The 22676-nt window shown below is 43.5% G+C and carries 25 protein-coding genes and 1 pseudogene; 4 read left to right on the top strand and 22 right to left on the bottom strand.

All coding sequences use genetic code 11. The features are described from left to right. Positions 1 to 12 precede the first annotated feature (12 nt). Entirely contained in the window at positions 13 to 207 is a 195-nt protein-coding gene (locus BMZ58_RS02145) for a hypothetical protein (protein ID WP_075034894.1), read from the bottom strand. 134 nt (positions 208 to 341) lie between these two features. Here BMZ58_RS02145 and BMZ58_RS20940 point away from each other — a divergent pair, with 134 nt between their 5' ends. Continuing rightward, positions 342 to 479 carry a hypothetical protein gene (locus tag BMZ58_RS20940; protein WP_167360007.1) on the top strand — a complete coding sequence of 46 codons (138 nt, stop codon included), beginning with the start codon at positions 342 to 344 and terminating at the stop codon, positions 477 to 479. A 51-nt stretch (positions 480 to 530) separates the two neighbouring features. Here BMZ58_RS20940 and BMZ58_RS20935 read toward each other — a convergent pair whose 3' ends face one another. The 10 genes from BMZ58_RS20935 to BMZ58_RS02100 all read right to left on the bottom strand — a co-directional run bounded on the left by BMZ58_RS20935 (position 531) and on the right by BMZ58_RS02100 (position 9829). Continuing rightward, positions 531 to 671 carry a hypothetical protein gene (locus BMZ58_RS20935; RefSeq protein ID WP_167360006.1) on the bottom strand — a complete coding sequence of 47 codons (141 nt, stop codon included), beginning with the start codon at positions 669 to 671 and terminating at the stop codon, positions 531 to 533. Further along, complete coding sequence (locus BMZ58_RS02140; RefSeq protein ID WP_083412474.1) at positions 668 to 1390, bottom strand: exonuclease domain-containing protein; 723 nt, start codon at positions 1388 to 1390, stop codon at positions 668 to 670. The genes BMZ58_RS20935 and BMZ58_RS02140 overlap by 4 nt, the downstream gene beginning before the upstream one ends. Further along, positions 1387 to 2355 (bottom strand): DUF294 nucleotidyltransferase-like domain-containing protein, encoded by a 969-nt coding sequence (locus BMZ58_RS02135; RefSeq protein ID WP_075034892.1) that lies wholly within the window; start codon positions 2353 to 2355, stop codon positions 1387 to 1389. The genes BMZ58_RS02140 and BMZ58_RS02135 overlap by 4 nt, the downstream gene beginning before the upstream one ends. Before the next feature lie 25 nt (positions 2356 to 2380). After that, entirely contained in the window at positions 2381 to 3643 is a 1263-nt protein-coding gene (locus BMZ58_RS02130) for an ammonium transporter (protein WP_075035100.1), read from the bottom strand. Positions 3644 to 4291: 648 nt separating this feature from the next. Continuing rightward, positions 4292 to 5047, bottom strand: a complete 756-nt coding sequence (locus BMZ58_RS02125; RefSeq protein ID WP_075034891.1) for a polysaccharide deacetylase family protein — start codon at positions 5045 to 5047, stop codon at positions 4292 to 4294. A 195-nt stretch (positions 5048 to 5242) separates the two neighbouring features. Next, positions 5243 to 6817, bottom strand: a complete 1575-nt coding sequence (locus BMZ58_RS02120) for a long-chain-fatty-acid--CoA ligase (RefSeq protein ID WP_075034890.1) — start codon at positions 6815 to 6817, stop codon at positions 5243 to 5245. Positions 6818 to 6990: 173 nt separating this feature from the next. Beyond that, positions 6991 to 7980, bottom strand: coding sequence for a biotin synthase BioB (gene bioB / locus BMZ58_RS02115; protein WP_075034889.1), 990 nt, complete (start codon positions 7978 to 7980; stop codon positions 6991 to 6993). 271 nt (positions 7981 to 8251) lie between these two features. Then, on the bottom strand, positions 8252 to 8881 hold the full coding sequence (locus tag BMZ58_RS02110; RefSeq protein WP_075034888.1) for a putative glycolipid-binding domain-containing protein: 630 nt from the start codon (positions 8879 to 8881) through the stop codon (positions 8252 to 8254). 12 nt (positions 8882 to 8893) lie between these two features. Further along, the gene (locus BMZ58_RS02105; RefSeq protein ID WP_075034887.1) at positions 8894 to 9370 is read right to left on the bottom strand and encodes a GNAT family N-acetyltransferase; all 477 of its coding nucleotides are present in this window, start codon (positions 9368 to 9370) and stop codon (positions 8894 to 8896) included. Next, on the bottom strand, positions 9371 to 9829 hold the full coding sequence (locus BMZ58_RS02100) for a helix-hairpin-helix domain-containing protein (RefSeq protein ID WP_075034886.1): 459 nt from the start codon (positions 9827 to 9829) through the stop codon (positions 9371 to 9373). It abuts the gene before it with no gap. A 140-nt stretch (positions 9830 to 9969) separates the two neighbouring features. Between BMZ58_RS02100 and BMZ58_RS02095 the strand changes: the two genes are divergently transcribed. Beyond that, positions 9970 to 11079, top strand: a complete 1110-nt coding sequence (locus BMZ58_RS02095) for a DUF2515 family protein (protein ID WP_075034885.1) — start codon at positions 9970 to 9972, stop codon at positions 11077 to 11079. Between the two features lie 118 nt (positions 11080 to 11197). On the opposite strand, the gene BMZ58_RS02090 is transcribed toward BMZ58_RS02095, so the two are convergent. The 10 genes and pseudogenes from BMZ58_RS02090 to BMZ58_RS02055 all read right to left on the bottom strand — a co-directional run bounded on the left by BMZ58_RS02090 (position 11198) and on the right by BMZ58_RS02055 (position 18085). Further along, complete coding sequence (locus tag BMZ58_RS02090; RefSeq protein WP_075034884.1) at positions 11198 to 11599, bottom strand: VOC family protein; 402 nt, start codon at positions 11597 to 11599, stop codon at positions 11198 to 11200. Then, positions 11596 to 11769: a hypothetical protein gene (locus BMZ58_RS20930; RefSeq protein ID WP_167360005.1), complete on the bottom strand. Its 174-nt coding sequence runs from the start codon at positions 11767 to 11769 to the stop codon at positions 11596 to 11598. The genes BMZ58_RS02090 and BMZ58_RS20930 overlap by 4 nt, the downstream gene beginning before the upstream one ends. Positions 11770 to 11783: 14 nt before the next feature. Continuing rightward, positions 11784 to 12545, bottom strand: a pseudogene (locus BMZ58_RS02085) (class I SAM-dependent methyltransferase). A 79-nt stretch (positions 12546 to 12624) separates the two neighbouring features. Then, entirely contained in the window at positions 12625 to 13074 is a 450-nt protein-coding gene (locus BMZ58_RS02080; protein ID WP_075034883.1) for a hypothetical protein, read from the bottom strand. Positions 13075 to 13150: 76 nt separating this feature from the next. Next, positions 13151 to 13390 (bottom strand): hypothetical protein, encoded by a 240-nt coding sequence (locus BMZ58_RS20925; protein WP_167360004.1) that lies wholly within the window; start codon positions 13388 to 13390, stop codon positions 13151 to 13153. 822 nt (positions 13391 to 14212) lie between these two features. Beyond that, the gene (locus tag BMZ58_RS02075; RefSeq protein ID WP_075034882.1) at positions 14213 to 14437 is read right to left on the bottom strand and encodes a YqkE family protein; all 225 of its coding nucleotides are present in this window, start codon (positions 14435 to 14437) and stop codon (positions 14213 to 14215) included. After that, a complete protein-coding gene (locus BMZ58_RS02070; RefSeq protein WP_075034881.1) occupies positions 14434 to 14766 on the bottom strand; it encodes an iron-sulfur cluster biosynthesis family protein in 333 nt (110 codons plus the stop codon). The genes BMZ58_RS02075 and BMZ58_RS02070 overlap by 4 nt, the downstream gene beginning before the upstream one ends. Before the next feature lie 66 nt (positions 14767 to 14832). After that, positions 14833 to 16107 carry a Y-family DNA polymerase gene (locus BMZ58_RS02065; RefSeq protein WP_075034880.1) on the bottom strand — a complete coding sequence of 425 codons (1275 nt, stop codon included), beginning with the start codon at positions 16105 to 16107 and terminating at the stop codon, positions 14833 to 14835. 211 nt (positions 16108 to 16318) lie between these two features. Further along, positions 16319 to 17113, bottom strand: coding sequence for an SDR family NAD(P)-dependent oxidoreductase (locus BMZ58_RS02060; protein WP_075034879.1), 795 nt, complete (start codon positions 17111 to 17113; stop codon positions 16319 to 16321). 9 nt (positions 17114 to 17122) lie between these two features. Beyond that, positions 17123 to 18085 carry an MBL fold metallo-hydrolase gene (locus tag BMZ58_RS02055; protein ID WP_075034878.1) on the bottom strand — a complete coding sequence of 321 codons (963 nt, stop codon included), beginning with the start codon at positions 18083 to 18085 and terminating at the stop codon, positions 17123 to 17125. 220 nt (positions 18086 to 18305) lie between these two features. On the opposite strand from BMZ58_RS02055, the gene BMZ58_RS02050 reads away from it, so the two are divergent. Next, complete coding sequence (locus tag BMZ58_RS02050) at positions 18306 to 19832, top strand: AbgT family transporter (RefSeq protein WP_075034877.1); 1527 nt, start codon at positions 18306 to 18308, stop codon at positions 19830 to 19832. Between the two features lie 172 nt (positions 19833 to 20004). On the opposite strand, the gene BMZ58_RS02045 is transcribed toward BMZ58_RS02050, so the two are convergent. Further along, positions 20005 to 21618, bottom strand: coding sequence for a M20/M25/M40 family metallo-hydrolase (locus BMZ58_RS02045; RefSeq protein WP_075034876.1), 1614 nt, complete (start codon positions 21616 to 21618; stop codon positions 20005 to 20007). Between the two features lie 84 nt (positions 21619 to 21702). On the opposite strand from BMZ58_RS02045, the gene BMZ58_RS02040 reads away from it, so the two are divergent. After that, positions 21703 to 22449, top strand: coding sequence for a glycerophosphodiester phosphodiesterase (locus tag BMZ58_RS02040; protein ID WP_075035099.1), 747 nt, complete (start codon positions 21703 to 21705; stop codon positions 22447 to 22449). The last annotated feature ends 227 nt before the right edge of the window (positions 22450 to 22676 follow it).

Here is a 22676-nt window from a genome sequence, read left to right as displayed (position 1 = left end):
CCCTCCCAACTCTCAAATCGAATCAAGAATATGACCGATGATTCTCCCTATCCCTCTTAGCATCCAGAAGAGCAGGCGGAATGGAAAAATCAATATTTCTGGAATCCAGAACAAAATCTCTATAACTAAATCAAAGAACTTGTATTTTTCCTCCCTTCGGCTTTGGTGTTTGAATATTTTTCTTTTACTTCGCCTCCATCCCTTCATTCTCCAGCACCTCCGTTTCGGCCACTTACCTATACGTCATTGAAGTCGGGAAGGTTTCGTATCATACAAAAAATACCTCGGATACCTTTCCAACACGAAAGCAAACTATTTTTATAAAAAGGAGGCTGACTATCATGGGAAAAAGAACTTCACAAATGAATGCAGCAAAGACTAATAACAAAACACCAAAAGAAAGCTTACCTATAGAAGAAGAAATCGGACACCGCACCAATAAAAACCGCCCGGCACAAGGACCAGGGTCAGGCGAATAACACCTGTGGGAATTTTTGTCCTTACCTCTGCTTCCTTGAAAGCGCTCAAAGTCAGTAAAAGACATTTCGGTACAGAATGCTGTGAAATTTTTCAACAATAACAATGGAGGATCGATACACAGATCCTCCAATTCCTTTATGGATGGTTACCCACTCAAGCATACTGAGTCTTTTTTCTAAAAGAATTCTCATTTTAACGTCGCAAGCTTAGTGTACACATCTTTCAAATCAGTAAAGCCTTGTTGTTGTATCTCCCGCACACAAGCTACCCATAACTCCGCAGTCGCCTTAGCGTCGTATAAAGCGTGGTGACGCTTTTCATTACTTATTTTGAAGTGATTGCAACACTCATCTAACGATAGGAGCTGATCGTGTCCTTCAAGGACTTTTGTCAGAAAAGTGGTATCCACAATGCGTTGCTGAAATTTCTTTTTCAAAGAAAACCATGTAGCATGGTTCATGAACTGCTTTTCATGATTAGCATGATGAGCGACAAGCAAATCATTTTTTACATACCCAAAAAAATCTTTTAACACATCTCCGAGAAACGGGGCGTCCTGAACCATTTCTTTAGTAATCCCTGTAAGGTTCGTTATTTCCCGAGAAGGACCAGCATCGGTGTGAACGACGGAGTAGAATTCCTCTTGGTCCAGTATCTTCAAACCTTCCACTTTCACAGCACCAATCGATAGGATTCTATCCCCTTTATAAGGATAAAAGCCAGTGGTTTCAAGATCGAATACGGTAATATTCAATTCTTCAAATGGGATATCCAAAACATCTCTGCTCTTCATTTCCCGCTCTAAGTTTCTTAAGTATGCCATATTCGAGGGGTCCTGGTGGTTCAAGGAAGAGAAGCCATTTCCGATTCTTCCTGATATATCCTTGACAAATTGGACAAACGGATTCATGACCATCCCTCTTCCTTAACGATAGATTTAGCAATACTGTAAAGTTTTTGACCTCGCCTTACACTTGTTTTCAGCTGCTGCTTATCTTTTTTCGGAAGTTGGTCGACTTTCAGCATGTGTACATTCTCATAGCTCTCTGCTTCATTTCTCCATTGCAATCGATGCTGAAGCAACTGGTGGAAATCTTCTTCATAAGCAGCGACTGATGGATAGATAGACCTTATAGCTTCGAACCTGGATAATGTAGAAGGAGCACTGACATGATGCAAAAGTGCTAACATCCTTAAAGCATTGACATATGGAAAATAAACCGTCTGCTTTAAATTGAAATTCCCTTTCTTCCCCCCACTATAATCAGGTAAAAGTTGCCCAAAAATACCGACCCCTTTTTTCACATGGTTTACATTTTCGACAAGCCTTGAAAACAGCCATGGCTCTTCTTCTAAAATGGAGAAAACCTGTTTTTTCACTTGAAACAACAATCCCTTATCCCCTATTAATACTCTGGAATCAAAGAATATAAGGAAGTGACGCAGCTTCTGCCAACTTGCCTCCCGCAACCAATCAGATATTTGCGTTTGTAAAACTTCTACTGACTGACACCAAAGGGGGTTCGAAGCCATAACATTCCCTTCACACCTTTCATAACCGACGGCAGCCAAACCTTCCCTTATTTCTTCTCCCAATTTTAAAAAATAATGCTGATGTTCCTGCTTTCCATCAAATACGATTCCATGATCCTGATCGCTCCAAATCGATTGTTCAAACCTTCCAGCACTTCCCATTAAATAAAATGCAAAAGGAGCAGGAGGTGGCCCCTGCTCTCTTTCTATTTTTTCTTTAGCTAGATGGAAAGCATGCTGAATCATTTGATCGTGAAAAGCGTTGAGTTGGAAATGATCCCTTGAAACAGAGTCCATCCTATTTTCACGCCACTTCCTGATGTCATTATAACTATTAAACATTCGTTTCCACCCTTTTCTTTTAACCTTATGCACCTGTCTTCGTTTTTGGTGGAGTTAGATTTTCTGGATAGCCGTAACCGCCATGTTCACTCAAATCAAGTCCCATGATCTCTTCCTCTTCAGAGACACGCAATCCACCCATAACCTTATCCATTACTTTCAAGATGATAAAGGATACGATGAAAGCATAAAGTCCACTGGTCACAACTCCAAGCGTCTGAACCCACAATTGTTCAAAACCTCCACCGTAAAACAACCCTGGACGTCCGACCGTAGCAAGTTCAGGTGTCGCAAACAACCCATTAGACAATGTGCCCCATACCCCTACGATTCCATGAACAGAAAGGGCGAAAATAGGATCATCGATTTTTCTCTTATCGAAGAAACGCATACTGAAAAATACAATACCTCCACCAATTAAACCGATCAAAACGGCCGCCCATGGCTCAACGAAAGCACAAGAAGCAGTTATTGCAACGAGCCCGGCCAGTGCACCATTCAATGTTGTCGGTACATCCGCTTTTCCTGTGACAGCCCATACCATCAACATCGCACCAATCGCTCCGGCACCTGCAGCTAATTGAGTATTCAATGCAACATAGCCAAAGAACGCATCCGCGACACCGAAAGTACTTCCAGCGTTAAAACCGAACCAGCCAATCCATAACAACAATACGCCTAAAGCTGTGAAAACCTGGTTGTGACCAGCAATTTCATTGGAGGAACCATCTTTGTTGTATTTACCAATACGAGGTTTCAAAATAATCGTCGCCGCTAGTGCCGCCATCGCCCCTGTCAAGTGGACCACTGTGGAACCGGCGAAATCTTGCTTCCCATGTGCACCTAACCAGCCGCCTCCCCAGATCCAGTGAGCAATGACCGGATATACTAATACAGAGAACAAAACTGCGAAGATAACATAAGCGACCAATTTTGCTCTTTCAGCAAAACCGCCGAACGCAATTGTCATGGCGATTGCTGCGAAGGCAAGTTGGAACATGAAATCAGTCGAGCCAGCAAGCCCTTCCCCCATTGTCGTTGCGTCACCAAAAAAGAAATTAGAAAATCCAATAAAGCCATTACCTTCCCCGTAAATCAACCCATAACCTACAGCCCAGAAAACTACGGAAACAATTCCAACAGTGAATACTGTCTTGCCAGCAATGTGCCCAGCATTTTTCATCCTGGTGGAACCTGCCTCCAGTAAAATAAATCCGCCTTGCATCAATAATACCAATACCGTACAGACCACGATCCAAAGATTGTTCATTAAAAATGTAGCGTCCACCATTCCCCAGCTCCTTTATGTTAGGTTTTATAACATTTTATGTTAATTCATATTGTATCAAAGTCGAAATATTTAAACAACTATAAATGTCAGATTTCTTAACATGATTTATAAATAGGCTTTTCCATCAGGAATTTCTTCCCCTATATGGCATTATTCCGTAAGACTTGATCTCGATATAACGGGTTCGACCATATGAAGAGGTTGTGGTTGGGAAGCTACACGCTTTCCTGCGGGGGGAACTGGCGAGCTTCCCCACCACCCCATTCGGAGCAGAAGAGAAGCGAACCCCTTTACCAAGAAGGAGCGGCTTCCATCCTCACTGTTCCAGGAGAATAAGCACGATATAGCAAGTTTTCGACATGGACTCATATTTTGAAAATCACATATTAGCATTTATGATCCCTTATTCTTGGTGCAGTTTCGAGATACTTATTTGGCAAGGGGCGGCGGGGGATGGTGAGGCTCCTACGGGAAGAGAGTGCTTGGTGAGACCCCGGAGTGCACGAGGAGGCTCAACGCGCTCCCGCGGAAAGCGATCCATCCCCCGCAGTACCTATCCACTCATGAAATATCTCGAAACGGAGTCTTCAAGATATGCGAGCTTATGTAAAAAAACCTGACCCGGGATTTCGGGTCAGGTTTTGATCATTTTACACCATTCACACCATGAAGAAGATTATATTTAGAATGTTTCTGCATCAGTTCTGACACTGTAACAAATTCGTACCCTTCCTCTTTCAATTGCGGCAGGATCTGCTTCAAAGCTTTGACTGTCTGAGAACGGTCGCCACCGTAATCATGAAAAAGTACGATGTCCCCATTTCGTGTATTATTCAAAACAGTGCTGACGATTTTGTGTACACCTGGACTCTTCCAATCACGCGTATCCTGGTGCCACGACCACATGACGACCATATACCCTTCCTCATTTGCTGTATTCACTATGATGTCGTTATATACACCACCCGGTGGTCGGAACAATTTCGGTGGAACACCTGTAAGGTTCTCCAAAACCGCAGCGGTATTATCCATTTCACTAATGAGATCCTGTTTAGATATGCCCGTAAAATCAGGATGGTGATAGCTATGGTTCGCTAGTTCATGACCATCCTCTACCATCGATTTAATGATCGATGGATTTTCCTGTGCTCGTGAACCTACTACGAAGAAAGTCGCTCTTGCATCATATTCCTCTAGAATGTCGAGTATTTCGGGAGTATATTTCGGGCTTGGACCATCATCAAAAGTGATGGCTATATACTTTGATGAAATCGGGACATCCCAGATTGCAGTTCCTTGTTCTTCATAATAATGTCGGGGATGGTTTTTACCGTAAACGCTTACAGGGAGAAGTAAGACGCAAACCATAAGGAGTGCAACATATAATTTTAGGTTCTTCAACAGAAGCACCCTTTCGCTTTTTACCTTAGTTTGCAGGTATAGTGAAACTCTTATGCTGCTTTGGTTACGGTAAAATAACCCATAACAAAGGCTTGAACAAGTACCAGGGACTTTGCCATTCTCCATCCATGGGTGAATGGCATTTATCACTAAAAGACTACAAAAAAACCCGCCCTCTCCGGACGAGTCACTTTGTCAATTAACCAATCGATTATGGTCCTTCCAATACTTCTTACGAATGACCACCTTTTGGATTTTCCCCGAAGCAGTCTTTGGTAATTCTGCGATGAAAGCAACACTTTTTGGTGCTTTGAAATGGGCTAGTTTTTCTCTGCAAAATAGGATCACTTCTTCCTCCGACAGTGTTTCTTCTTCACGTAAAACAACTACGGCATGGGGTACTTCTCCCCACTTTTCATCCGGAATAGCAACAACAGCCGCTTCTAATATGGAGGGATGCTCATACAAAGTTGCCTCTACTTCAATCGAAGAAATATTCTCTCCACCACTTATAATGACATCTTTTTTTCGATCGACGATTTCTATATTACCACCGGAATCGACGACTGCCATATCTCCTGTATAAAGCCAGCCGTCCCGAATCGTTTCATTCGTCGCTTCTTCATTCTTATAATAACCTTCCATGACATTATTAGAGCGCGTGGCGATTTCACCAATAGTCTTTCCATCATGCGCTACTTCTTCCCCAACTTCGTCGAAAACCTTAACCTGACTTCCTATCATGCTATACCCGGCCTTCGCTTTTAGACGGTACTGTTCCTCTGCCGGGCGGTCGATGTCCATAGACCGCAGTTCGGAAGTGGTTATTAGAGGTGAAATTTCAGTCATGCCATACACTTGGACGAATTTCCACTTCAAGTCTTCCTCTACTCGGCGGACAAAGGCTGGAGGCGGGGCAGATCCAGCAATGACAACCCTGACATCCTGTTTGATTTCCGGGCGCTTCTCTTCAAATGTTTGTATGACCATATTCAATACAGTCGGGGCCATATGTAGCACGGATACTTTGTACTTCTCCACTTTTTCTAAAATAAGCGCAGGATCTGTTTTTCGGAGCATCACTTGTGTTGCCCCGTTCGCCGTATAATAAAAAGGTGAGCCCCATCCATTGACATGGAACATCGGCAACACATGCAGAAGGGTATCTTGATCTGTCACGCGCAGGTGATGCATGGAGGACAGTGCGTGCAAATAATTGGAACGATGACTTAGCAATACTCCCTTTGGATTACCAGTCGTACCACTCGTGTAGAGCAAGGAGGCAATATCCGTTTCTTCCATAACTTCACGGTCAAATTTTTCACTTGCAAAACCCGATAACCATGTTTCGTAACCTGACAGAGACTCATCCCCATGTATGATGACATGCTCAACGCTTGGAAGGTCCTCAATAACCTCTTCTACTAATGGATACAGCGTATGATCAACAAGAAGCACTTTACTCTCACTATGTTCTAATATGAAACGGTAATCTGCCGGTTTCAACCTTGTGTTCAATGGAGTCATGATGGCTCCAAGTTGAAAAACACCATAGAATCCTTCGAGCATTTCTGTGGAGTTCGGGGCTAAATAAGCCACTTTGTCACCTTTTTTCACCCCTAAGGACTGCAGCCCTCGTGACAGCTGATTAACACGGGCATTGAGTTGTCGGTAAGTCAATGTCCGATCATCATCAATAATCGCCAGCTTTTCCCCGTAAAGATCGACTGCCCTGTCCAAAAACTCCGTCAAAACCAATGGTACATGCATCCGTTACCCTCCCCCTCCATGATTTAAAAGCGCTTACATATAATTGTAATCGTTGTTCTGTACTATATCAACAGATAGAAGGTCAACCTGATAATAACAGTTGGACCAAAGGGAAGTTATTCAGATATGGAAGCATTGGGATAGACTAAAAAAGCCACCTGCAGGCGACTTTTTCACATCGTAATCTTATCTTCGTTGACGACATCAATTTCAAATCCTAAATCTTTGATCATCTGATGGTCTTCCGTACTTTCCTGACCATCCGTTGTTAAGTAATCCCCTACAAATATGGAATTCGCCGGGTAAAGACTTAATGGTTGCAGACTTCGCAAATTCACTTCTCGCCCACCTGATACTCGGATTTCTTTTGTTGGGTTGATCAAACGGAACAAGCATAGTACTTTTAAACAGTAGGAAGGGGACAATTCATCCGTTCCTTCCAATGCCGTTCCGTCAATGGCATGCAAAAAGTTTACAGGGATCGAGTCAGCATCCATCGCCTTCAAAGCTCGTGCCATTTGGATAACATCCTGTTGTGTTTCTCTCATCCCTACAATAACACCAGAACAAGGGGAAAGGCCCGCTTCCTTAGCATTATTCACTGTTCCTACGCGGTCATGATAGGTATGACTTGTGGTGATCTGATCATGATGACGCAAAGAGGTATTGATATTATGGTTATAACGATCGACACCTGCCTCTTTCAATTGTACCGCTTGCTCTTCTCTCAACAACCCAAGGCAAGCACATATGCGCATATCATAGTCTTGTTTGATTTCGCGGACTGCAGATGTGACGATATCAAGCTCACGATTGGATGGACCACGGCCACTGGCCACGATACAATATGTTCCAGAACCCATTCGATATGCTTTTTCTGCACCCTCGACAATTGTCTCCTTATCCATCATCCGATATTTTTGTATGGGAGCACTTGAATCTCTTGACTGTGCACAATATCCACAATTTTCCGGGCAAAAACCTGATTTAGTATTGATGATCATATTCAATTTCACTTTATTCCCGTAATATTTCTTTCTTACTTGATAAGCACTATGTAAAAGGTCTAACAGCTCATCTTCCGGACAGTTTAAAACTCTAATAGCCTCCTGATCGTTGATTTCTTCTCCCCTTAATACTTTTGTTGCTAGTTCAAGCCACATACAGATTCCCCTTTCTGACGACTTTTGTTAACTTTAAAATAATTAGGTTTACATTTATTTTAAGGTTATCATAGCCGTTCAGAAAAAGCACCCTTTTTCCCAGATCATCTGTATTTTCAGTATCGTTATCCCCTCTCAAACTTGGACAATCCATCTTCGATCATCAACATCCTCCTATTGCAATCATTCGATTATTTCCATTATGTAAAAAAGAGCTGACAAACAGCTCTTAGAATTATACCCTTCTATATTATTGAGTGGGACAGTATTATTAAAACGACTCGGTGGTTGGTGCGTTCGTTAAGAATGAATGGGATTGTTCGCTGGATGCCTCGCTACCTATAGTAATGATAGATTCCCTATTGAAAACCCCTGGATATTCGACCACCCATCCTTGCTTATCAATCACGAGGGCATTTTCATATTCTCTACACCGGTATTGAAAAATCCGATGGCCATTAGTGTCTCCTAAATAAGTATAGACCTGTAATAAAGGCATTACTTCTTTTCGCAATACATCAATGTACACCATCTTAAATGTACGACGTTCTCCGATATTCCAGGAGACACGATTAATTGGCAAGGAATTAGAAAAAGGCGTTATCGTCAAATCTACGTTCGTAGCTCCATCCAGGTTCTCATCATACCTGCCATTGACCCACCACTTATCCTGATTCTCCACCTGGACGACAAATGGCTCCGTATCTCCGTCTCGAAATATTTTCACTTTTTTGGTTTTCCAATCAAGGCCTACCTTCAAATCATATGTCAGCTGGTGCGGTGTTCCCTGATCTACAAGCAATACGGTTCCCCGGACTTCCATATGGCGTGCAAATTTTTTCAAAGTCAGGTACTCTGCTCCTGCCGATTCGATATGATCCCAAATGACTCGTTGTTCCATGTCATTTCCCTCCTAAATGGATGTTGTGATAAACCCTTGCATTCGAATCACTTTCCCATCAAGTTCAGGACCGATTTCTTTCATCCCATGCTTCTCATAAAAACGACGTGCTCTATGGTTTTGTGGCGCCACACGCAAGTGGTATTCATCCAAGCCAAGTTTTTTGAAAAAATTCATCGCATAGGTGAAAAGTTCGTTCCCGATTCCTGAACCGCGTTGTGCTGGAACTAAGTAGAACAAATGAACATATCCTATCTTCCGCCCCTGATACTCTTTGACAGATAGTTCAAGCTGGCCAACTGCTTTTCCATCCAACTCCGCCATCACGAACCCGTCTGGGTACTGCTCAATTTTTTCGAGAACATAAGCTAAATAGGATCCTTCATGAAATCCCACCAGATTGCCAAAACTGACAATAAAGGAATCTTTCCGAAAGTTGATAAGAGAAGTACGGTCTTTGTTTAAATCAATCGTCCGGAACGTAATCATTTAGCATTCCTCTTTTTCATACCATGGGGTTCCGGGTCTTGTAGAAGGATATCCATGGTGTTTACGATACGCTTTCCGTTCTCTCGTGAATTCGTGCCATACCTTCTTGCTGTCCGGGTTCTCAGCATGATAGACAAGACAGCGGATTTGGTCTTCCACACAAGCATCTGTCCATACTCCCATACTGGCTTCCAGTTGATCGAATAATTCGGCGGCATCTTCTCCTTTTAATTCATCAAGGGAAGTGAACCCTAGATGATCAACCATTTTTTCGGCAAGCTGAAGACCGACGGAAGGTACACTCTGGAACGAAGCAAGCCCCCTTACTGTTTTGGCACGCTGTTCCGTCGTTTTTAATACAGCAGTCAATTGGTCAGTCGATAAATCCGCAAGTGCTGCTATTTTTATTTTATGCTGCCTAAGTTTGACCCTCTCTTCTTTCGTCAAAGGAATTTTCATTTCGTTCCTCCTCTTTTGTAAATTCGCTATCTATCTTGTAATTCCTTCCTTTTTTTACATAGCAAAAAGGATGGGGCGAATACTAAGATAATCATGTTATCCAATGGCTAGAATACATTCATAGTAGGAGGTGTATCGGTATGTTCTCATCCAAATGGCGTCCATTGAAGAAGGAATTGAAAGCGGCTTGGAAAACGAAGCCTGTCGTTTTATCGGAAAAAGAAAACGAGCTTGTAGAAAAAATTCGGAAAGATACAAAACAAGCGAATCAAAATAATGTTACACGGACAAATGCCTACTTTCATTATTTTTCCAAACACCAGGAAATCGACTGGGCACTCCTCGCTCATCTTGTCTCAAGAAACGCCGGATGGAACATGACTGACCTGAAAGGCGAATATTTGCCAAAGCTTCTCACTGGAAAAGAGAAGAGGGATTTCTTTGTGTTTCTAGAGCGCGGCAATTGGTTGATTTTTCAGGATGCTTACCCTCAGCTCCTCCTTTATGAAGCAAGCCTCCATCATGGAAGGCCTCTTTTTCATCTCCTGGATGCTCTGGGAGTATCAAAGTTCATGCGCCCATTTTGGGACCGCTTTTGGAAAAATGGGCGGAGCGAAGAATTGACGAAAGCATTGATTGTCAATGAACAACATTATATCGAGGAACGGGTGGTTCGGAACCATCAATATATGACCACGGTTACAGACAAAATGATGTTCAAGTTACAGGATGTGCTCGCAATGAATCATATCCTTTTTCCCTATGTAACTCCTATTCAACAAAAGACAAAGCTTGTCGGAGGCACGGTCCACCATTTTTCCGCTGTCGAAGAACGGGTTTATTTGGGACGTTCTCTCTATGAGTTGCTTTATAGTGTCCGGAGTCGCTTGAATCAAATCGTGCAATGGTGCTCTACACATCCGCATACTGGCTCACGAAAGGATTTCTGGCCGCAGCTTTTCAATACAGTGAGTGAGACTCCACCAGGGCAGATCCATGAAATGCCTGTCAGCCCTTGCCGGAGACAACAATCTGGACCAAAGATTTACAGTCCTTTTCTTACGGATGCTTGGGCAGACTGGGTGCATGCAGTAGCGGAGCCTGGGGATTGGTTTTCTAGTGTCCAAGTACTTGATTTGATGAAAAAAAACACGAAAGAACTCAGTGGAGAGATTGAACCTGTGTACTGTCGAACGTTAGAGGAGATTGAATTCGCTGCACAGGCGAAGTTTAAGATTTCACGGGAGTAGTGTTCGGTAAAAAACATATCAATTTACGGACCGCATGCGGAGACTGCGACGGGAAGAACGCGGAATAACTACTATTGTGAAAACTTATCTCTCCCTGACTCAGGATTTTTTCTCTTGATCATTTTTGAGAATTCCTACTTAGCTCACTCCAGACATCAAACATATTTCCATCCGGGTCAAAAAACACAAAGTTTCTTCCTGGGTGTCCGCGATCCTCGATTGCACCTGTCTTAACCTCTTTCTCTCGTAAATCTTTATGTAGGGCCACCAATTCTTCTTCTCCATCTACTTCAAAGGTCGCTGAAAAACATTCGTTCCCCTGATTGTCTTTAAAATTGGCTGATTGATTCCTGTTTGCTTTCACTAAAAAGACACTCACATTGGCAAGGTCAACAATCGCCTTCTCCTTATCTTTATAATTGACCGATGCCCCCAGCTTTTCCTCATACCATGCAGCAGAAAAGTCGACATCCAGGACTGGTACATAAATAGTTCCGATACGGATTAATTTTGTCATCATTCTCTCCCTCCTTCTTCTGTTGTATATTCTTTTAAAAGCCTGAAATCCCTTCTTCTCCTCAATATATCAAATCCATTTTTCACTATTTTTTTTGGATTTTCCAGCTTATTAACATGGATGTGCCTAAAATCATAAAAAAGGCCAACTCTCACAGATGAGTTGACCTTCATTGTAGTGTCCTTTTTTATAACCTGGTTTTAACTGCTTTTGTCGCTATCATTGTTTTGATATATTGATCGATGGTCCGTCCGCCACCAAAGTCATCTTCGTAAAAACCGGCAATCACAAACCCCGCATCCGTCTGACCCTGTAGCTGATCTTCTAATGTATGGCCAAACTCAAGCGCCTCCCCTTCCACCACTTCTTCTTCCTCAAGTGCAGAATAAGGAATCGTATGTGCCACTTCCAGTTCCCCCTGTTCTTCTTTTTCATCATCAAAAAGGTACAAAACCGGGTTCATAAAACCAGAAATGAGGGTCCCTCATTCTTTTAAAACACGAGCCGCTTCTTTCCAAACGGGACGGACGTTTTCAATGAACACATTAGCAACCGGATGGACGATTATATCGAATGATTCATTATCAAACGCAGATAAATCTGTCATGTCCCCTTTTACTATTTAGAGATCAAGTCCTTCTTCATCCGCTACCCGCTGGTCCTGTTGTAATTGGCGCTCTGACAAATCGAAAACCGTAACGGCTGCGCCAGTTGCAGCGAGAATAGGCCCTTGCTGTCCGCCACCCGATGCGAGACAAAGCACGCTCACGCCTTTCATCGATTTTGGGAACCATTCTCTTGGTACTTGGCGGTCAGCTGTAACTCCAATCGACCATTCTCCTTTTTTTGCTTTTTCTATCGTTTCGCGGGGGGCAGTCTTCGTGTAACGTACACCTTCTTCTACCTTTTTATCCCACGCTTTACTGTTATGTTCTGTCGTTTTGTTCATATTTTTCTCCCTCTCCCAGTAAGGTCCACCGTATAAAGCAGCAAGGATGTCTACAAATGCCTACGTAAATGAATGTCTATCATGCTGATTGATTACTTCTATGCATGCGATTTCCGTACCGATATTCCAATTCGGTCAATAAAGACTCTTTATCTGCATTTGATAAGTTTTCTAAGTAAATGTTTTCTTCCTCCCCTCTATCGGATTGAAGAGAAATAACATCATCGATCTGCTGGATATGTTTAATTTCTTCATTTGAAAGACGGGTGTTTGGGTCGGCGATTCCAATACGGATATCAATGATGCCTTCCTCCAAATGAACATAGTCACGCTCGGGCATTCTCATATAATGGACCATCTGCCAGAGGCCTAATAGAAAAATAGCCCCGGTCATAATAACTATAAATTTCTCGACACGCCCATTCAAATAAAGAGCTAATCCCAGAGGTACTAAACTTGTAACTGTGTTTAGCAAAGACCCTATCGCTTTTTTTCTCCAAATAGTTGTATTGCTATATTGAAAGTTCATTGTCTCACCCTTTTACTAATATGCTGGATGCATCTTTGAAAAGATTTGACCGAACGTCCACCTGCGATTGCATGTTTTACACGTCATCCTGGTCACTCTTCCATCCTTCTATTTCTTCCTCCAACTGCCTAATCCGCTCTTCGTGATCAGGTCTCCGCGCATTGTTTAGGAAGGCTAGTATGCAACCAATGACAGCTAGTCCTACACCCACGGTTCCGATGATAAATACAAGAATAAAATCGACCAACTTAATCACTCCTACCTTTCCATACGAGCGATCCACACCGGATGTTTCAACTTTTCTGAAAAAACTCACCATAAAGCTCTAACATAATAGCTCCCTTTAATGGAAGACTCAGTTTCGAGACTTTAATGGGAGTTTAGGGGCTCGAAACCACCTTCAAGTACGAGAGTTGTATGCAGAGGACATTGCTGTAATCACATGCCTGAAGTGGTATTTCGACTTTCTCATGGCAGAGTTGTTGGTGGGCGATTTCGAGTAACTCTTACGGCAAGGGGAGGTGGGGGATGAGGAGACTCCTAATTTTTTAAAAGCGGAAGCGCCTCAATCAGCGGCGTATGGACTGGACATTCAAATGTGGAGGTGTCTTGGTCAGCCTCGACAAGCTTAAGAACAATCATTACAGGGAGTGTTCTTCTTTCTGAAATGACTAGTAAAGAAGTTCGGTTAAGTTCGCAACGTCCTGTTGCAACACCGAACGACCCCGCTTCCTGTGAGGCCTAAGACCTCGAGAGGCTAGACACTGGAACTAGCCTAGAGCTGGAGGAGATAAAGGAAACACGAAGAGCGTAGTGATTCGATGTTGACTTATCGTACAGAAGCGAGGGAAGTCTCACTAGCCGCTAGGCACTAGAGCTGGATAGCACACGTATGACCTATGTAATCCATTGGAATGTGGGGTCATCCAGGTGTAAGAACGGGAAAGGATGGACTGGCGAGACACCAAAGATCATGAAGTGACCGAGGAGGCTTGCCGTCTTCCCCGCGGAAAGAGACTTATCCCCCACCGACCCTTATTCCCAATAAAAGTCTCGAAATCGAGTCTTCCAGAATACTGCCATATTGTTGAATAATTCTTCTATCAAACAAAAAATAAGCACCCCTATGGCGGAGTGCTTATTTTTTGAATGACTTCCAATCAAGATCGCTTTCGTTCAGCAATTCTTCAAAACTTTTGTTCGCTTCCCGGCGTTTACGCTCTTCCATTCGACGTTTCTTCTCTTGTTCTTCACGCTCAACTGCCTGTTGTTTCAGCTCCGACTTTTTAGACTGGAGCTTAGACAATACATCCGCATTCAACTGGTCGCCAAGGGAACCGGACTGTTGCTTTTTTTTGCTCATACGGTCGCTCCTTCTTTCACATCTTTTATTGGGATGATCGGGTTCAGAATGCCATCGGGACTCGACAAACGGAAGGTACCTTTTATAAAATCGAGTTTCATCTCTTTTTTGAAAAAGATTGCTTGTTGTTGATCAATGATTACGGAATAGTCGTCATTTTCCACTGTTCGGTCAGTATCCCGCTCTTCTTTTTCTAAACGGATGGTCGGCAGCCCGTTCACCCCGCAGCCACACCCCTCTGTATCATAAAATAGTCGGATAAGCGGGCGTTCAGGATCCTGAATCTTTTCCAGTTGTTGTTTCGCTTCATTGGTAATGCGTAATTTCATCGGTCATCCCTCCTGTTTCTTCTATTGTAAAAAAAACCTTGCATTCGAGGCAACGGTTCTGCTTTTTTATTCCGCGTAGTGCCCACCAACAAGACGACTACGGTGAAGGGCTGTTCCGGCGTCTGTCCAGGACACAGCACGCAACAGCATATCCTGGCCGTAACGTTCGCGAATTTCATCCATGACATAGCCAAGGTCCCGTTTCTTATCGCGCCCATCCTCGAACAAGTTCAGTTGTATATCTCCATCTTCCGTAATGTTTCCGAGAGTGATGGAGATGCGCCGGACGACTCCGCCATTATAAAAGCGTTGGAACAAGGTGAGACAAGCGTGATAAATATCCATCGTGATGCTTGTCGGATGCTCAATGGATACGGATCGGTGAAAACCTCCCGCTCCCTCGCTTTTACTGTAGCCGATGCCGAGTGAAATCGTTCGTCCGGCATGCCCCTTCTTACGGGCACGTCGCGCGACCTCTTCGCACATTTCAAGGATGACATATTTCACATCCTCCGGGTTATGGTAATCACGAAGCAATATTTGACTTTTTCCATAACTCACCTGGCCATGGATGATCGGTGCACCTGGATCGGACATGTCAATACCATTCGCGTGATAGTACAGCTGGTTGCCCATGACCCCGAAGGATTTTTCCAGACGATTGAGAGGGAATTTTGCCAGTTGACCGACAGACCAGATTCCCATCCGGTTCAAACGATGTTCGAGACGCGGACCGATGCCCCACATTTCAGACAGCGGTGCGACCGGCCACAACTTCTCTTGAAAGTTATTATACGTCCAGCGCGCAATTCCTTCTTTTTTCGCTTCTAAGTCCAAACACAATTTCGAAAGTAACATATTCGGCCCGATTCCGATTGCTGCATCCAGATGGAACGTCTCCTTCAGCTCATATACAATCATTTGGGCCGTTTCTTCGGGAATGCCGAACTTCCCTTTGTTATCCCCAACTTCAAGAAAACTTTCATCTACACTGTACGTATGGATGTTTTCTTTCGGGACGAATTTGTGGAAAAGGTTTGTCACCTGGGTCGATACTTCTAAATATTTTTTCATTTGCGCGGAGACGATGACGATTTCCGGTGCAGAAGGAATTTCAAATAGACGGCTGCCTGTGCGGATGCCGTATTTCTTTTTCATCATAGGAGTAGCCGCAAGTACAACGCTTCCTTTCCGGTTCGTATCCGCGACAACAGCAAGCGGAACTTCGAGCGGATCAAGTCCGCGATCAATCGCAGCACAGCTAGCATAGAAGCTCTTCATATCGACACACAGAATCCCCCTGTCCTGGTATCTGCTATAGTCGATGCTCGGATTGTCCATGTCGTCTCCACCTCCTTTTATTAGTATACAACCATTATGCGAATATATGTTCCCTTTTTCAAGTGCCAATTCTTTCTACCACTTCCTGTCAGACCAGGTCATACAAATATTTCCAAACAACCAGGTTTCCATATACTTACGTACCAGGTCACCCATTTTTTTCCAATGCAACGCTTGAAAAATCCTCTTTCCGTTTGGGAAAGAGGGGGGATTATTTTTTATTGAATTGTTTTTGCATAAGTTTCTCCATTGTTACAGGGGCAAGAGAGTATACTTTGCTTCCTGAATCCATCCAGGAGGGCATATTGATTTCACGTTGTTTTGTAAACAGGCAGTCGACGACCGTCCTTGCCACACGGTTGGGGTCCAGCATGATTTTATCGACTGACTTTTCATACTTGCCACTTGGATCCGCTTGTTGAAAGAATTTCGTCCGGACGGGTCCTAAATTAACCGAGGTAACATAGATGCCTTTCGGTTCGACTTCCATTCTTAAAGCATTCGTAAAACCGATTACGGCATGCTTTGTCGCTGAGTATACAGCTGACTTCGGTGTAGCAATCTTTCCTGCTTGAGAGGCAATATTGATGATATGCCCTTCTCCATGATGTAACAGGTGAGGAAGCAGCTGGTGTGTAGTGCGGAATAGGGACTTTACATTGACAGATAACATCCGGTCGATGTCCTGCCAATTTGATTCCACTACATTATCGAAAACCGCAATACCCGCATTATTAATCAGTCCATCGATGGATCCATGTTCATAACAAATCCTATCAATCGTGTCTTTCCATTCCGCATCATTGGATAGGTCAGCTTTATACCATGGAGTTTGGATTCCGAACACTTCTTCGATTTTTTCTGCGATGATTTCTAGTTTGTGAGCAGACCGGGCGGCAAGGATCGGTGTTCCACCTTCGCGTGCCACGTGAATAGCTAAAAATTCACCAATTCCGCTTGATGCCCCCGTAATCAGCACTTTCTTTCCTTTGACTCGTTCATTCATTGGTATCACCTATTTCGCTGTATAGAATTTCTCTCCGTCTTTAAAGGAAGTGGTCAGTCTCCCTCTATTTTCTAAGTAATCGAGCTGACCGATTGTCTCGGACATTGTCAAACCGAACTGGGATTCGAAATGCTTCGGAAAGAGACGCTTACATACGTCATATGCACGTAACGAGCCATTGCTAAACATCGCAAAGACCTTTTCTGCTCGTTGCTCCTGCTTCTTCAAGCGTTGAGGAATGAGTTCATGAGCGTAATCGAATACCTCCCCATGTCCAGGATAAACGGTACCGATTTTTCTATCCAATAATTTTTCCAATGAGCTTCTATACTGCAATAACGGACGGGGCCGCTCTTCCCCCACTTCAAAAGGCGGCTCCAGCAACGGATTTGGAGAAATGTGGGCAAGAAGGTGATCCCCCCCTAGAAAAGCTCCATCTCCGTCACGCAAAAAGGAAATATGACTCTGAGCGTGACCTGGCGTTTCAATCGTCATCCATTCGTGGTGACCAGGTAAACGATCTCCCTCCACCAGTTCATGGGTTAACTTTCCTTCTGATGTCCATTTCAAAGTTTTCCTCAGACCTTTAAGCAATGGGAAAAAATGTTCAGGGACTCCTGATTCCTCATACATGCTTTGGAAAAAACTTTCGTAACGGTTAAGGTAAGCCTCCTCGCGCTCCAGCCACGGTTTCAGTTTCGGATGGCCCGCGATAGCCTCGACATTTGGTAACCGGTCTACTAATCCCATGTGGTCAGGATGATGATGGGTCAGGATCACTTGCTCAATATCATCAGGTCGACATCCTGCGTCCTTCAATTGGTGTACAAGCGCTTCCCATGCTTCTTCTGTTTTCACCCCGGCATCGACTAAAGAAAGTCGGTCCCCTTTCAATAGATAAGCATGCACATCACCGACCTGGTATGGGGTTGGCAACGTCAATTGTGTGATTGTATCCTTCAATGTTTTCATACACTTCCTCCATACTGAATGATCATTCATTTATTCTATTGTAGCATGATTGCCAGATATTTTCTTCCTTATTACAAAAATCACACTCGTCACATAATTAGTAATTCTTTTACTAGTGGGACTTTTAACAAAAGACTTCAAATACAAATTATTTTTCATTATACTTTAACGCGTTATTGTAAATTTTAGATTAATGTTAAGGTCAACAAGGAGGAAGATCATGGAACAACAAGAAAAGAAAGGGCTGACAATGCGTATACTCGACTGGATTGAGCGAGTCGGTAACAAATTGCCTCACCCTGTCACATTGTTCGCAATATTTGCACTCATGGTCATCGTCGCTTCCTGGATCTTCTCCACAATGAACGTGGAAGTCGAAGACCCAGCTACTGGCGAGACTTTGCAAGTCGTCAATTTACTTTCCAATGACGGCATTCAATATATTTTTGAAAGTATGGTCGAAAACTTCGTAGGCTTCGCTCCACTTGGAACCGTGCTTGTCACAATGCTCGGTATCGGGATCGCTGAACGTTCTGGTCTTATCAGTGCAATGCTGCGCGGGCTCGTTACATCCGTACCACGCTCGCTAATGACAGCGGCTCTTGTCTTCGGCGGAATTATGTCCAGTATGGCTGCTGACGCCGGTTATGTTGTGCTGACTCCACTTGGTGCCGTTCTTTTCGCTGGACTAGGACGCCATCCATTAGCCGGACTAGCAGCTGCTTTCGCCGGTGTTTCCGCAGGTTTCAGTGCGAATTTACTTTTGACCTCTCTAGACCCATTGCTTGGAGATTTGACAATCCAGGCAGCGGCAACCATCGACCCTGAATACGCAGATACAATTCTTTATACGATGAACTACTACTTCATGATTGCATCTGTATTCGTATTGACGATCGTCGGTACACTCGTCACAGACAAGCTTGTTGAGCCACGTCTTGGTGAATACAAAGGTGGCGTAAAAGAAGAAGTCGATTATATTTCTCCAATTGAGAAAAAAGGTATGATCGGTGCGCTGATCGCACTTATCGTGACACTTGGACTTATGTCCCTTCTTGTCGTACCATCCTGGGGACCATTGCGCAACCCTGATGATTTCTTAGCTTCTCCATTTTTCCATAGCTTAGTGCCAGTCATTCTAATCATGTTCTTCGTACCTGGCTATGTCTATGGTAAAATCACTGGAGGAATCAAAAATGATAAAGATGTAGCAAACCAAATGTCAGAAACGATGGCGAGCATGGGGATTTACATCGTACTCGCTTTCACTGCCGGTCAATTCGTTGCTTACTTTAACCATACGAATTTAGGAAAAGTCATAGCCGTCAGCGGTGCGGAATTCCTTGATTCTGTTGGGTTTACAGGTATAGGGTTGATCATTGCGTTCATTTTCGTTGCTGGTTTCATCAATTTGTTTATCGGAAGTTCATCTGCCAAATGGGCAATCATGGCTCCAGTATTTGTTCCATTGATGATGCAGCTCGGCTACTCTCCGGAACTTACAACACTCGCTTACCGGATTGCCGATTCTACAACGAATATTATATCACCATTAATGCCATACTTTGCGATCGTAATCGCGTTCGCACAGAAGTATGATAAGAAAGTCGGAATTGGTACACTGATCTCGACAATGCTTCCATATTCCATCATCTTCTCCATCGTATGGATTCTTATGCTGCTCATTTGGATGCTCATTCCTGGTGCCGAAATCGGACCTGGAGCAGGCTTCTATTACAATGGTTAATTCATCTTAAAAAGAGTCCGGAAGTTAACTTCCGGACTCTTTTTTGTGGTTGGCTATTATATCAATAATATATTAATCATGGTCAGTTCATCTCTCCATTCAGAGGCTTGACGTCTCCCCCGGGAAAGCGGCCCATCCCCCACCTCCCCTTAGTCCCCATTGTAAAGGAATTTTATTTGAACATTTCATGGATGACTTTTGTTAAGATTTTAGGAAGTTTTTCAAAACTGTACGAAAGTTCCAGCCGTTCGGTCCATTGATGCGGGTCTCTCCCAAGCGGACCAATGTTGATGATCGGCATTGTTATCGATTCCATCACTTCTGTCGGCCACTCAAAACCATTGCCATGAATCGGCATTTGCTTTGTCAAATCAGACAAGGAAGAAGTTGCAGATGTCGGGCCAATGAAGCTTAAATCCGAAAGGCCAGTAAAATATTCTACGACTTCGATGTCTTCATCAAAGGTTTCTTTCGCATAATCCATTGCTACTTTAGCACCTTGCTGGATAAAAGGGTCATCATGGGATGACACCGCCGGATAAAAAGGCGGACTGTAAAAAAGCACAATCATCGGACTGATATCTTTACATAAAGACGCTAGACTTTGAACAAGGGTTGTAGAAAAATCACGGTCGCCCTGGTCCCTTAGCTTAACGAGACGATTTTGACGACGATCGACCTCCATTTTCCCATACCGATCGACAGCTTCTTTGTACAGTTGATCATAAGTCAATATTGTAATATCCGGATTGAATGCGGATGTTTGGGAGCCTTCCAGGTAAAAAGAGGCCTGGTGATGATAATGGTTGATGATTTTCGCTTTAGCACGCTGAGCCGCCTGTAATAGTTTGTCATTGAGTTCCTTGATTGTCTGTTTCATATAAAGGACGTTATACATAGCGACAGCCGCTTGTGGCGTCTGCACTGAGTATTCAAACTTCAAATCACGCTGCATGAGACTGAGCGGTGGTGGTGTCCGTTCTCCTCCCACTTTTTCAATAAAAGCTTCATTCAACTCCATTTCCTGAGCCAGGTAGCTGACCATCAAGTTTGCATTCAAGCCTCCAAATGGCTCCCCTGCGTGCGTTTCTTTTCCGTAACATAAAAAGCCAGGCAAAGCTTTGCCAATGGATCCTGTATATAAGTAATAAGCAGGATCGCCGGGGTATTTACTGAACATCGGCTCTCCATTGAGGGCGCCTTTGTAGGTAAGGTTTTCTTTGTCTCTAATTTCAGCGAGAGCCGGCAATGCCGCCAACATCCCTTCTGAGTTGACTTCTTCATCGGGAACCGCTACCAGCAAAAGGTTTCCCTCGAATTCCCCTGCCATCGCTTTTTCTAATAGAGAAAGCTGTACTGTCAGGCCTGCTTTCATATCCATCGTTCCACGTCCGAACAGCCAGCTGCCAGACTCCAGGTCACGTACTGCTTCTTTCGGTAGATCATCGGTATTCTTATGTAGCTCCTGGGTGAGCTCGCGCGGATAGAAAGCAAGGTTCTGGTAGGACCCATAATCTTCTATACCCACAACATCGACATGAGAAATCAATACGAGCGTTTCTTTTGCTTCCCCTTTTTTCACTAATGCGGTAAGTAGTTGACGACCATCATCCAGAGGGTGCAAATTAAGATGCTCTGGTCGTTTTTTATAATAATCACGATCTTCTAAAATATAATATAAGTATTCAATGATAGCTATTTCTTCGTCACTATTCGTGATACTAGGGTATTCAACGAGAGAACATAGCAATTCTGTCAACTGATCTTTTGTCTGCCATACAGCCATGAGACCACACTCCTTATTGACTTTTACTGGATTATCAAACACAATCAAACTCATAAGCTACTTGGAAGAGGTGAATGTCACTTGGTGAAAACAATGATTTTTGCTCACCGTGGAGCAAGTAAGCTGGCTCCTGAAAATACGATGCCTGCTTTCGAATTGGCACGAGCTGCCGGGGCTGATGGAATCGAAACCGATGTCCAACTTACTAAAGACCAAATTCCCGTTCTCATCCATGATGAAAACCTCCGTCGCACCACGAATGGTACAGGGTTTGTACAAGACTATACATATGCTCAGCTGCGCCTGCTTGATGCAGGAAGCTGGTTTTCCACTAAATTTTCTGGCACATATATTGTAACATTGGACGAGTTTTTACGCTGGTTTCGCGACCAGCCGATGTTTCTGAATGTCGAGCTGAAGACGAATGTCATCGAATATAAAAATATTGAGCGTATCGTTTATGAATCTCTCAAGAGATATCACGTCCTGGAACGCACCACAATCTCAAGTTTTAATTCTGATTCCCTCCTCCGCATGAAAGAGATCAACCCATCCATTGAAACGGCTTTTTTGACATCGACGAATATGCGTAATCTCCCTCAGTATGCAAGGTCGCTCGATTGTAACGCTTTACATGTAAAGCATCGTTTGCTGGATAAAAAATTAGTAAAACGCTGCTATAAAGAAAACCTTAGCTTGAGAATTTATACGGTCAACCGTCCTGCTATGATGAAGAAGTGCTTTCAACTAGGGGTGCACGGAATATTCACAGATGTTCCTCATCAGGCCATTGAATATCGGGAGCTTTCCAAAAAGCGGCGAAATAAATAAGAGCTATGATTTTAAGTTTAACCCTTTTTGATGCAATAGGAATGGGAACAAGCGCACAATCGAAAGATATAGATCCACAGTCCGGCTTGGCGCTATCCCGGTAACCGCCAACCCTGTCAGCTGAAGGAAAAAAATCATTGATCCAGCAAATATTGCAAACACTAATGTTCAAATCATTAGCGCAATCAACCTTGTTTTGTTATTTTGTTTATATGGTTTTAACCACT

This window comes from Halobacillus dabanensis (genome assembly GCF_900114165.1).
In the GTDB taxonomy this organism is placed as follows: Bacteria; Bacillota; Bacilli; order Bacillales; family Halobacillaceae; genus Halobacillus; species Halobacillus dabanensis.
The sequence above is the reverse complement of the archived record's forward strand: the minus strand, read 5'-3'. Positions and strand labels throughout refer to the sequence as shown.